The sequence below is a fragment of the Runella limosa DSM 17973 genome (assembly GCF_000482465.1).
Taxonomy (GTDB): domain Bacteria; phylum Bacteroidota; class Bacteroidia; order Cytophagales; family Spirosomataceae; genus Runella; species Runella limosa.
In genome coordinates, this window is record NZ_AXVJ01000069.1 from 23,944 (window position 1) to 34,173 (window position 10,230).

A 10,230-nucleotide genomic window follows, 5' to 3' on the forward strand; every position below is an offset into this window, starting at 1 on the left:
ATTACCCAATAAATGTTTCTACAATCAAACCCAACATCCCAAGAAATAATAGGCTACCCACCCACTGATAAATCAAGGGTACAATATCTTCGCCTTCGGTATATTTTGTATAAATTCTAATAACCGACACAATCGAAACAACCAAACCAAACAACATGACTACCTCGTATAATTCCGTTGCGAGTAATCCAGCCCACCCAATGGCTAACCCTCCTTGTAGCCCACTTCCATATATATACGTTTCTACTGCATAGACAATAGCGCCGACCGATGAGAGCGAAACTATCCACGAAAAAAGCTGGTGAGTGATTTGTTCGCCGCGATTCCAGCGCATGTAAATTTTAAACCCCGCCACAACTCCAGCGGCAGCACATGCCCAATAGGCAATTTGTTTGAAATATCCATAAAGTGCATCCATCAGAAATTTAGGTTAGGAGAAATGTTAAAATCATATCCTTGAAAGTAGGATTTAAGAAAAAACAGCAGAGCCAACACAACGACCAAACCGAAAAACCATCGGGTGATGTGTGAAATCACGTTTTCGTCCCCCTCTTGCCAGCGAACGTATATTTTACCAGATACGACAATAGCAACAATACCCACTAAAACCAGTGAAAAATCTACGAACAATGGAATTTTATCCGCCAAAGGCTTAGAAAAATACCCCCGTATCCCTAAATCTCCGTTTTGATTTGAATGTAAGTCGATGTTTTGAGCAAGTACTTTGCTTGAGATAAGAACAAAAAAAACCACTCTTTTCATGATAACCAGAAAGTGACGGAGTCATAGAGCACTTCCTATGACCCCATGCCATTAGATAAACATTGCACGTAGTACCGTATTGGCAATCAGCAAAAACAAACATGCTCCAAGCCAACCCGTCGCGTTTGCCATCACGTTCTCTTTACCGTTTTGCCAATTAATAAATACGCGTAATGCGCCTACCAATCCTACAACCGCTGCTACCACATAAACTACAGTCGTTACAGGGTCAATGTAAGCTTCCATATCACTTGTGAGCGAATTTAAGGCTGACGCTCCATCTGAAATAGATTTTTGAGCGTAAACATTCATTGAAGCCAGTGCAAGAAAAGCAGTGGCTGATAGCATTCGTCTTGTTTTCATTGAAATAAAGCGCTATTTGTACATTAAAATAATTAATTTTTCAATACAAATTAAGAAGACTTTTATTTGAAATACAAAATTTTTTACAAATTTTTGTACACTTTTTTTTATATTTTTAATGTACAAAAAAATACAAACTAGCAACAATGGACGCAACGGCAAAAGAGAAACAGTACGAGAAAGAGATTTACAACATGATAATGTACTTAATTGTATGTGTGTTGTTTTTCAATAGCCTCTATTTCTATTTAAAACTTCTTTACCACCCCTCCAATCATCTTCTAAACCAATTTTCAACTTTCATGGACAGACATAGGAGCTATTTTGAAAGTGACTTACCTATTTACATCATCATGGTTTTATGTGTGTTTTTAGCCATGTCATCTGTCCCGAAACTCAATCCCAAAGCAAGCAAAACCAAAGGAAATGTTTTAGTGACTTTGGGAACAACGATGTTAGCATCTTCAACGATTTTTCCTTTAAAACCCTCTTGGCCTCATCTATTAGGCTACCTCTCAATACAAATCATCGGCGTTGTGCTACTCATTTTAGGAGGGTTAGAATTTTCATCCATCGTCCATATTCCTGAAGTTGACATTTTCAACGAAGAAAACGAACAATTCCCTCAAAATGAGAAGTTACTTATAAACCCCTACTCTGTTAACTACAAACTACAATACCTATTTAAAAATGAGTGGAGAGAAGGCTATATTAACGTAATAAATCCGCAACGGGCAGTGCTTGTTTTAGGGTCTCAAGGTTCTGGAAAAACCTTTACAACGCTTATTCCTGCAATTTGGCAAAGTATTTACAAAGGATATACAGCCTTAGTATATGACATCAAGTACCCAGACCTGTCGATTGAAGCATATAATGCCCTTTACAAAGCGTTACAGAATGACCAATTCGCCTTCGGGAGAACCAACGATGGCAAGCCTATCATACCTAAATTTGGGGTCATCAACTTTGACCAAGTTTATAGCCGTTCCAATCCCTTAGATGAAAAATACGTAGATTCCATCGAAGCTGCCAATGAGACAGCAAAAGTTTTAATGCTCAATCTCAACAAAACATGGATAAAAAAAGAAGGTGATTTTTTTGCAGATTCGGCTATTAATTATGTCACCTTGTCCATTTGGTATTTAAGACTAATGGAACGCAAATATGCCAAGCAATTACAAGGCCGTATTTTGTGTACATTACCTCATTGTATCGAATTAATTGCCTCTAACTACAAGGAAGTATTTAATAGCATGGGCAAATACCAAGAGCTTGGCGCGTATATAGCAATGTTCAAAGTTGCAATGGAAAGCAAAGCCGCCGACCAATTAGCAGGACAAGTAGCTAGTGCCCAAAATGCCCTGGCACGACTTTCTTCTCCGAAAATATATTGGGTGATGTCAGGCAATGACATTGATTTAGATATTAATAACCCTGAATCTCCAAAAATCCTATGCCTGGCAAATAATCCAGAAAAAGTAATCATCTACTCGGCCGCTCTTTCAGTTTACACGGCCACAATCATGCGTCTAATTTACCGATTTAAGAAGAAAGGGTTAAAAAGTGGCTTTTTTATTGATGAATTGCCATCTCTCTACCTACGTGGCCTAGATAATTTCATTGCAACTGTAAGAAGTTACAACGTTGCTACGTGGTTGGGAATTCAAGACATGGAACAGCTCACCAAAGATTATGGGAAGGAGCAAGCCAATGTTATCGTCAACACCTGCGGTACAATTTTCTCAGGATCCGTTAATAACCAAACTGCGGAAACGCTATCAAAAATGTTCGGTCAGACCAATCAAGATTCATTTAGTGCTTCTTACCAGAAGGCAGATATATCAGTATCGGAAAGTACACGGATGCAAAATTTAGTCCCTGCCTCTAAAATCACGACCCTGTCACAAGGTAATTTTGTGGGTAAAGTCGCTGACAATTTTGGCGAAGAAATCCAGCAAAAACTATTCAAAGGGTTTATCCCCGTCGAAACCGAAGAACTCAAAAAGGAGTTTAAAGAAATTCCCACACCTACAGTAAGTGATGAAGAAATTAACGAGAATTTTATCCAGATAAAAGAAGACATCAAACAACTACTAGCTTGGGAAGACCAAGAAGGTTTAGTTTAAAATATTTGTTAGCCTCCTTTTTTCTCCTTGCAATTGCGTCAATTTAAACTATTGTTCCTAAAAACGGAACTTTTTCCTTTACTTTTGCTTTACCCAACCAATGAGAGTAGTATCTAAAACAAGATTAAAGGAGTTTTGGGATCAGTATCCCGATGCTGAAATTGGACTACTGCACTGGTTCAAAAAAATCACCAACAAGGACAAGCATTTCCAAAAGCCCAGCGACATCATCGCTGAATTTCCCAAGTCGGATTTTGTGGGAAATGGACGAGTCGTCTTCAACATTGCCCATAACAAGTACCGGTTGATTGTGTTATTTATTTTCCAAACTCAAATCTGCTATGTTCGCTTTGTGGGTACTCATTCCGAATATGACCGAATTAAAGATATTCAAAACGTTTAAAAATGTTGACATGGAGCCAATAAGACCCATTAAAACCCCAGAAGACTATCAAAAAGTCTTAAAAAGAATTGAGGAATTGATTGATAGCCAACCAGATAGTTACGAGTTTGAATTATTGGAAGTACTCTCAATTTTGGCAGATGAATATGAAAATAAAGTATGCCCAATGCCAGAACTGGATCCTATTGAAGCAATTAAATATGAAATGCAAGAAAGAGGGTTACAACAAAAAGACCTTGTTCCCTATATAGGAAGCAAAAGCAAAGTTTCTGAATTATTGAACAGAAAAACGGGCTTAACCATCAAAATGATAAAGTCTTTGTATCATGAACTTGGCATTCCCGCGAGTATTTTGCTTGCTCGTTGATTAGACTCGGCACATTCGGTAACGACCTTGCCAAATTAACAAACGTTTTCAGTAAAGAAGCCCTCTAAGTATCAAAAACTAAAGTTTACTTTTTTAACATTACCCTATACAATAACAGAAGATAATGTATGGGGTCTTGCAATTGCCCTTGAAATCTGACTTCATAATGCAAATGCGTTCCTGTTGATAATCCTGTACTACCCGCTATTCCTATTTCTTGGGCAAGCTTTACAATATCACCTTTTCTCACCAATACCTGAGAAAGGTGGCCGTAAGTAGTTTCATATCCATTTCCGTGAATTACTTTAATGAAATTTCCTAGTCCTTTGCTATACCCAGTTTTTGAAACAATCCCAGTCCCTGCCGCGATAATTGGCTGGTTTCCACAAGCAATATCAAAACCATGATGCTGTCTCATCTTCTTAAAGACAGGATGCTGTCTAATTCCGTATATAGAAGATACACGAGTCCCATCGAAATTTTTTATTGGGATAATACAAGGAACTCGGGCAGCTTCTACCCGGTTGTTTTTAATCAAAAAATTAAAAGACTCTTGGTTAATAAGACTGCTACGTACCTCTGTATTAGTACTATCTAATAAGCTTACTAGAAAAAAGACAAAGACCTTCATGCCTGTTTAAATAAATCTTTTAAGTATCCCCTTTCCAAACCATTTTCTTTCTTAGGATAAAACGAAAATGGTTTGGGAGCTGGCCGCACTCCAGAACCTCTCTTGTTTGTTTTAAACATATTAACTGAAGCTAAATACAGAGCAACAATAGCGATACACGAGCTTTTGATAAAAAATAGCAGCGTCATAATTTAATTTGTTTAGTTGTTTTCAATTTATCAATCTTTTGTTTGTAATCAGGAATTTTTGCTTTGGGCACACGGTATTTTTTATCGTTAGTAGCTTGCCCGTCTTCCGATTTATTAGCTAATATATTCACAGAAACGAATTTTACTTCTTCCTTCTTACCATCAACTGTATTATTATTTATAGGGTTGATTTCTTGAGTTTGAGTTTCTCGTTGATTATTAGGAGTTATATTTTTTGCCTCTTGACTAGGATTCTGGCTCCTATTTTGCCAAAACATCACCTCTAAATCGCTTCTACGATAGGCTGTACCTCCTACATTCGTTACAGTAATTCCATCTTTTACAGGGATATTTTGGGACTCAGCCAATTTCATCAAATGATGAAAATTCTTAGCTTGATTAAGAATAGATTGTTTCGGAAGGTTTCTAAAATCTTCCATTGTTGACCTCATCTTTTTAACCTGTACATCTTTTACCTTTTCTCTTAGACTGCCAGCCAATGGAATACCATATTTCTGTGATAAAACGATACTCGCGTACATTCCTCGTTTTTTTTCTTGAAAGTCATCATATTTTTTTCCATCTAAAGTTAAGCGATTGAACAAAATATGAACATGAGGGTGATTTGTATCATTGTGGGCAATAGCGACATACTGAGACGCATCAATGCCTAGTAACTTGATATATTCGTTTGTTATCCCTTTCAAGTCTGTTTTTCCTTCGATCTTTTCCAAATCACTGGACTCGAAACTTAATACATGTTCTCCAATATACCCTCTATCATTATTGTAATTTTTATGCGATTTTGAATGATTAATAAAGTCCTCTTTCATCCTTTTTATGCCTGAGCTGTCGGTATAGTCATAGGGTACTCTTAGGGATTCTCCGTAGGTAACAATAGTGGCCTGTTTCTCTTCTGCCTGCCGCTCCTCCAGCTTGCCTTCAAAGAGGTAGTCGATTTTTCCGCTAAAACTTTTTCCTGTCCCTAATACCTTAGCAATCACTTTTTGTATTTTTTTAATAGTTCATCAATAAAATCAAGTACCTCACTTACCTGTTTTTGCATTATCTTTAATCCATTCAAGTGGGCTAATTTTGCTAACTGATTGACATTATTCGACAAGGCAATCAACTGACGTTTTATTTCTCGTTGTTCGGGGGTATCAATATTTTTGACATAACCCTTAGCCACCAATTCTCGCAGGAAGTCCTGTATGCTCATATTAACTTCAGCCGCTTTTCCTGCCAATACTTCCATTTCCTTTTTGGTAAACGAGACTACTATTTCTTCTGTCTTTTTGGATTCACCCAACGGCGGGCGCCCGCCTTTTTTTCTAGCTTCCATGTTCAATATTGGCTTTTTAAGGGGTCAACGGAAAGCCCTTTGTCAGGAGACGGAGTCAGTTAGAGGTGCTTGCACCGTATGTTTTGCCTTGGCAAAAACCCATCTTGCTCCCCCTTCACAAAGTAAATTATTTGACCTCAATTATCCAACCCCTCTCCTATTTTTTCCCCACCACTAAAATATTGTCTTATTATTGCCATAATATTGCTTTAATTCGACGAAATCACCTTAATATTGTTTTATTATTGCTATAATATTGTCTTAATATCGCTTTATTGTGTTTTTATCTTAATTTTGTCAACCTCAACTTTTTAAAACTCTCTTAAATACAAACAAAATGCTTACTATTGAAGAAATTAGAAAAAGGAAACTGGACGGTAAACGCAAATGGGGTATTCATCTGCTTACTTATGTACTCCCCAAATTACAACTGGGATACACCTATGATGCCGTGGCTGATTGGTTAGCAAAAGACCATGATATTCACATAACAGCTAAACAACTTATCGAACTCAAAGCCCGAACAAATAAGGAAAAAATAACTGTTAAAAATAGTCTGCAACCGATTGAAAATACAGAGAACACAGACATAACTTCCCCTAATCCAGAAGTTGATGTTTATGCACAAATTCAAGAAGAAGTTAAAAAGAAACAGGAGCAGAAACGAATAAATCGAAACGCAGACTTCTTTTCTAAGTTTGGGAAAAAATAAGGTACTACCAGCCAAAAGCAACCTACCAAAATGCCATATTAACTTTAAGTATATATTACAATGGCTAAATCAGCAAAAACCATGAAACAATTAAATTTTATCCTCCAATCTAAAGGGGGTGTTGGTAAATCTTTCCTCGTTTGGCTTTTGGCCAATCAATATAAAGATAATGAAGCTGTCATCTTTATTGATTTGGATAACTCTACCCAAACATCCAATGCCAGGTTGGCTGGTTTGGTTGGCCAGCATCGAGTAAGTCATTACTCTATTTTAGATGAAAATAAGAAAATTGAACGCGAAGAATTTTTAAACATGTTACAAGTCTTTTCACAAGCCGAGCCCAATAAAATCTATGTTGACTTTGGTGCTCCTGAAAGTGAAGAGTTCCTCAAATTTCTTCGTTATGAGTTTTCTGCTGATACTTTAAAAGAAGCCTCAGATATGTTGGGGGTCACTATTACATTCAGTGTAGTGATTGCTGGTAATGATACTGTTTCGGCCTGTCTTAATTATTCCCAAGCTTTAACTACCCTAGCTCAGGACTACTTTACGGTCAATTGGTTTTACAATGTGGGTCTTTCAGGAGGAATCGACTCAAGAGAAACTACTAAATCAACGCTTGAAAATTTAATCACAACAAATGCTCTAAAAACTCAATTAATTCCTTTTGGTGACCTTGGCTTTAGTCAATCTGCCAAAGACATCGTCAAAATGCTGGCAGATGGTTCTACTGCTGATACATTACCTTTTGCATCCAAATTGAAATTTAACCAAGTAATGAAAGAGTTTCAAACCTCATCGAGCCATGTATAGCCAGAAAATACACGAACTTTCTAAAAAATATGACATTCCAGAAAGCAAGATTGATGAGAGCATTATTCCGCTATTAATTACATTAGATAGCGTAGTAAGCTCTACCAATAGCCTCACTGAAAAAATCAAAGGCTCTATTACTACTCATCAACATTATTACGACAAAGGGAAACCGCTTGACATCTTTTTTGCTCGTTGGGGCTGGGGCGTCTGGTGCTTCCTTGGTATGCTCATCGTTGCTTTCTTACTGATGTTTTTTTCTGAGAACAGACGAAAGTTAGAAAAACTTGAGTCAGTCATACAATACAACGACTCAACACAAACCTATTTTATCGATAGTAAATTCTATAAAGTGGTCAATAGAGGAAATCAAAAGGGAGTTCTGATTAACCCCTAAAGAACTTGCTTAAAGCGGACCAAAGCGGTAGGCGTACCGTCAGGAAGGAATAGAGCAAGACCGTACACGAAAGTGTTTAACCCTGGAGTTTCAGGCTCCAGGGTTAATGTCACTAGCAATTAGGTGAAGTAAATATTCTCTTGTCGTTTTAAAGCCTTTTCGGATTTGATGTATTTTTAATTCTTTATACATCTCCTCTTCCACATCTAAACTGAGCCTTACAACTTTTCCCTTTCCGCTATGAATTGCCTGAACTGCTTTGTCTGTTTTCTCTACTTCAACAACCTCGACTTTAATCTCTTTTTTGGGGGGCATTTTAATTGCCGTTTTTAAGCCAAATTTAGTTTCTTTTTCCATAGTAAGAAATTTAAGTATTTACTCAAATAAGTAAATGTTCAAATACTTAAATAAGTATTTGAACATTCCGTCATATTAGATTAACAATCTCATTATAAAGCTCTAAGAATTCTACCTTAGCTTTTTCGTCTTTATATTCCAAGACACCCTTTCCCTGAATTACTACCTCCCTATAAGCCGTTCGGGGTCGTAGTGTTGAATTAAACAATCGAATTGATGTTTCTGTCAAGGCCTCCTTTACTTCCTTGTTGAAGGTAATATTTGATTGGAACTGATTTAGAACCATAAATGCGGGTATATCTTTTTCCTTCTCAATCTTTGCATCTTCATAACGCTCCAAAAACTGTTCTGTAGCCCATATATCTAACCCGCTTGGTAATATTGGAACGATGAGTATATCAGCTAACAAAATAATTTTACTAGTGATTTTGTCCAGTGTAGGCGTTCCGTCAATAATAACAATCTCATAGTCTAACGCCAATTGTTTTATGTTAGCAGAAAGTGTTTTTTCAGGTGTACCAAAAGCGGGTATAACTGGTAATTCTTCGCTCCTTAGAGAAGACCAACGTAATGAACTTTGATTTGTGTCTGCATCAGCTATACAAACTTTATAACCGTTATGAGCCATACAGACGGCTAAATTCTGCGCAATTGTGCTTTTCCCTACACCTCCTTTTAAACTGGTAACACTTATAATCATTGTTGAATAAAGATAATTGGTTAAAAGCTAAATAAGTAAATACGTACTTACTTAAACAAGTATTCACTTAAATACGTATTTACGACAAAAATACGATTTTTCTGAAATAAGTTAAAGTCCCTTGCTCTTTTTAAGATATTCACTGTGATGAACCAAAAATTAGAATCAACATCATAGCAGCGTATTAGTTAATCAGTTACTAATAGAATCTATGTTTGAGATGCAAAAAATACGTATATGAGTAAATAAGTATTTACTCATATACGTATTTACGACAAAAGTACAGTTTTTGAAATAAGTCGAAGTTTCAGGCTTTTGTTAGGTTATTCACTATGGCGAACTGAAAGAGAATCAATTCTCAGTCACTACAAATAGGAAAAGAGTTTCTAGTAGGGGACATATTTTACGTATTTACTCAAACAAGTAAATACGTAAATAAACATTCTGTGGAATGTTGGCGTGTAAGGAGGTATAGAACCGTTCCGAATGTGGTAAGCCATTACTCTTTACTGTAAAAAGCCACTTTATTTTAATTCTGAGAAACTTTTTCGATTAAATCTATCATTTTGTAGTGATAGTAGGATAAACGCCTTAAAATCCATTTATGAGCGTTTTTTCAAGAACAGTAGTGTTTGGATGAAACTTATCCTAAATTTAAAGACATTTAATACAAAACCAATATAACTTATTGTTATACAGAGCATTACAACCAGATAAATCATTTAGCACCTACATTACTATACATGTTAGCTTTTTTTAAGGGTATGCCTATATTTTACTAAATATCTGATAATCAGCACATTGCAACTAAATTACTTAGTATTTAGTTGCCGCTCCCCTTTTTTGGTTAATGTCAATATTGTGTTTTTTGTTTTTTCTCTTTTCATTCAATTTTTTTGTTCCTTATTACCCTAAAAGCCATCTTTTTTTTTGTGCGCACATGCGCAAAACACAACTTTGTGATTATTTGTAAATATTTGTAATATATTTGCAGAGTGTCTTAATTAACTATAAATCAATGTTTTATATCAAAAAATCTGAACATTTTATAAGTCAATCTGAACAT

The 10,230-nt window shown here is 36.1% G+C and carries 15 protein-coding genes; 6 read left to right on the forward strand and 9 right to left on the reverse strand.

Annotation, left to right across the window (positions count from 1 at the left end):
- Position 1: 1 nt before the first annotated feature.
- Genes K339_RS0108625 through K339_RS0108635 form a run of 3 tightly spaced genes read right to left on the reverse strand, consistent with a single transcriptional unit; the run spans position 2 to position 1,125 of the window.
- Positions 2–418, reverse strand: a complete 417-nt coding sequence (locus tag K339_RS0108625; RefSeq protein ID WP_028523244.1) for a DUF4134 family protein — start codon at positions 416–418, stop codon at positions 2–4.
- Positions 418–762, reverse strand: a complete 345-nt coding sequence (locus K339_RS0108630) for a DUF4134 family protein (protein ID WP_028523245.1) — start codon at positions 760–762, stop codon at positions 418–420. Before K339_RS0108630 ends, K339_RS0108625 begins: the two co-directional genes overlap by 1 nt.
- A gap of 51 nt (positions 763–813) precedes the next feature.
- A complete protein-coding gene (locus K339_RS0108635; RefSeq protein WP_037299732.1) occupies positions 814–1,125 on the reverse strand; it encodes a DUF4134 family protein in 312 nt (103 codons plus the stop codon).
- A gap of 146 nt (positions 1,126–1,271) precedes the next feature.
- Here K339_RS0108635 and K339_RS0108645 point away from each other — a divergent pair, with 146 nt between their 5' ends.
- The 3 genes from K339_RS0108645 to K339_RS0108655 all read left to right on the forward strand — a co-directional run bounded on the left by K339_RS0108645 (position 1,272) and on the right by K339_RS0108655 (position 4,021).
- A complete protein-coding gene (locus tag K339_RS0108645; RefSeq protein WP_028523247.1) occupies positions 1,272–3,251 on the forward strand; it encodes a type IV secretory system conjugative DNA transfer family protein in 1,980 nt (659 codons plus the stop codon).
- Positions 3,252–3,351: 100 nt separating this feature from the next.
- On the forward strand, positions 3,352–3,654 hold the full coding sequence (locus tag K339_RS0108650) for a type II toxin-antitoxin system HigB family toxin (protein WP_028523248.1): 303 nt from the start codon (positions 3,352–3,354) through the stop codon (positions 3,652–3,654).
- A gap of 10 nt (positions 3,655–3,664) precedes the next feature.
- Positions 3,665–4,021 (forward strand): helix-turn-helix domain-containing protein, encoded by a 357-nt coding sequence (locus K339_RS0108655; protein ID WP_028523249.1) that lies wholly within the window; start codon positions 3,665–3,667, stop codon positions 4,019–4,021.
- An 85-nt stretch (positions 4,022–4,106) separates the two neighbouring features.
- Here the strand turns inward: K339_RS0108655 and K339_RS33025 are convergent, their stop codons facing one another.
- From K339_RS33025 to K339_RS0108675, 4 genes are read right to left on the reverse strand one after another with little or no spacing between them, the layout of a single operon-like run.
- Positions 4,107–4,652: a M23 family metallopeptidase gene (locus tag K339_RS33025; protein WP_051397891.1), complete on the reverse strand. Its 546-nt coding sequence runs from the start codon at positions 4,650–4,652 to the stop codon at positions 4,107–4,109.
- A complete protein-coding gene (locus tag K339_RS0108665; RefSeq protein WP_028523250.1) occupies positions 4,649–4,840 on the reverse strand; it encodes a hypothetical protein in 192 nt (63 codons plus the stop codon). Before K339_RS0108665 ends, K339_RS33025 begins: the two co-directional genes overlap by 4 nt.
- Positions 4,837–5,844: a relaxase/mobilization nuclease domain-containing protein gene (locus K339_RS0108670; RefSeq protein ID WP_028523251.1), complete on the reverse strand. Its 1,008-nt coding sequence runs from the start codon at positions 5,842–5,844 to the stop codon at positions 4,837–4,839. Before K339_RS0108670 ends, K339_RS0108665 begins: the two co-directional genes overlap by 4 nt.
- Positions 5,841–6,185, reverse strand: coding sequence for a plasmid mobilization protein (locus K339_RS0108675; protein ID WP_028523252.1), 345 nt, complete (start codon positions 6,183–6,185; stop codon positions 5,841–5,843). Before K339_RS0108675 ends, K339_RS0108670 begins: the two co-directional genes overlap by 4 nt.
- A 337-nt stretch (positions 6,186–6,522) precedes the next feature.
- Between K339_RS0108675 and K339_RS0108680 the strand changes: the two genes are divergently transcribed.
- The 3 genes from K339_RS0108680 (at position 6,523) to K339_RS0108690 (ending at position 8,107) form a co-directional block, all read left to right on the forward strand.
- A complete protein-coding gene (locus tag K339_RS0108680) occupies positions 6,523–6,897 on the forward strand; it encodes a hypothetical protein (protein ID WP_028523253.1) in 375 nt (124 codons plus the stop codon).
- Positions 6,898–6,978: 81 nt separating this feature from the next.
- Positions 6,979–7,710 carry a P-loop NTPase family protein gene (locus K339_RS35845; RefSeq protein WP_211243789.1) on the forward strand — a complete coding sequence of 244 codons (732 nt, stop codon included), beginning with the start codon at positions 6,979–6,981 and terminating at the stop codon, positions 7,708–7,710.
- The gene (locus K339_RS0108690) at positions 7,703–8,107 is read left to right on the forward strand and encodes a hypothetical protein (protein ID WP_028523254.1); all 405 of its coding nucleotides are present in this window, start codon (positions 7,703–7,705) and stop codon (positions 8,105–8,107) included. The genes K339_RS35845 and K339_RS0108690 overlap by 8 nt, the downstream gene beginning before the upstream one ends.
- Positions 8,108–8,197: 90 nt before the next feature.
- On the opposite strand, the gene K339_RS0108695 is transcribed toward K339_RS0108690, so the two are convergent.
- The gene (locus K339_RS0108695; RefSeq protein WP_028523255.1) at positions 8,198–8,464 is read right to left on the reverse strand and encodes a hypothetical protein; all 267 of its coding nucleotides are present in this window, start codon (positions 8,462–8,464) and stop codon (positions 8,198–8,200) included.
- A gap of 70 nt (positions 8,465–8,534) precedes the next feature.
- Positions 8,535–9,164 (reverse strand): AAA family ATPase, encoded by a 630-nt coding sequence (locus K339_RS0108700; RefSeq protein ID WP_028523256.1) that lies wholly within the window; start codon positions 9,162–9,164, stop codon positions 8,535–8,537.
- Between the last annotated feature and the right edge of the window lie 1,066 nt (positions 9,165–10,230).

What these genes read in the sequence shown, in the direction of transcription:
- K339_RS0108625 (WP_028523244.1), bottom strand. Translation starts at nt 418, where the DNA reads ATGGATGCACTTTATGGATATTTCAAACAAATTGCCTATTGGGCATGT.
- K339_RS0108630 (WP_028523245.1), bottom strand. Translation starts at nt 762, where the DNA reads ATGAAAAGAGTGGTTTTTTTTGTTCTTATCTCAAGCAAAGTACTTGCT.
- K339_RS0108635 (WP_037299732.1), bottom strand. Translation starts at nt 1,125, where the DNA reads ATGAAAACAAGACGAATGCTATCAGCCACTGCTTTTCTTGCACTGGCT.
- K339_RS0108645 (WP_028523247.1), top strand. Translation starts at nt 1,272, where the DNA reads ATGGACGCAACGGCAAAAGAGAAACAGTACGAGAAAGAGATTTACAAC.
- K339_RS0108650 (WP_028523248.1), top strand. Translation starts at nt 3,352, where the DNA reads ATGAGAGTAGTATCTAAAACAAGATTAAAGGAGTTTTGGGATCAGTAT.
- K339_RS0108655 (WP_028523249.1), top strand. Translation starts at nt 3,665, where the DNA reads ATGGAGCCAATAAGACCCATTAAAACCCCAGAAGACTATCAAAAAGTC.
- K339_RS33025 (WP_051397891.1), bottom strand. Translation starts at nt 4,652, where the DNA reads ATGAAGGTCTTTGTCTTTTTTCTAGTAAGCTTATTAGATAGTACTAAT.
- K339_RS0108665 (WP_028523250.1), bottom strand. Translation starts at nt 4,840, where the DNA reads ATGACGCTGCTATTTTTTATCAAAAGCTCGTGTATCGCTATTGTTGCT.
- K339_RS0108675 (WP_028523252.1), bottom strand. Translation starts at nt 6,185, where the DNA reads ATGGAAGCTAGAAAAAAAGGCGGGCGCCCGCCGTTGGGTGAATCCAAA.
- K339_RS0108680 (WP_028523253.1), top strand. Translation starts at nt 6,523, where the DNA reads ATGCTTACTATTGAAGAAATTAGAAAAAGGAAACTGGACGGTAAACGC.
- K339_RS35845 (WP_211243789.1), top strand. Translation starts at nt 6,979, where the DNA reads ATGAAACAATTAAATTTTATCCTCCAATCTAAAGGGGGTGTTGGTAAA.
- K339_RS0108690 (WP_028523254.1), top strand. Translation starts at nt 7,703, where the DNA reads ATGTATAGCCAGAAAATACACGAACTTTCTAAAAAATATGACATTCCA.
- K339_RS0108695 (WP_028523255.1), bottom strand. Translation starts at nt 8,464, where the DNA reads ATGGAAAAAGAAACTAAATTTGGCTTAAAAACGGCAATTAAAATGCCC.
- K339_RS0108700 (WP_028523256.1), bottom strand. Translation starts at nt 9,164, where the DNA reads ATGATTATAAGTGTTACCAGTTTAAAAGGAGGTGTAGGGAAAAGCACA.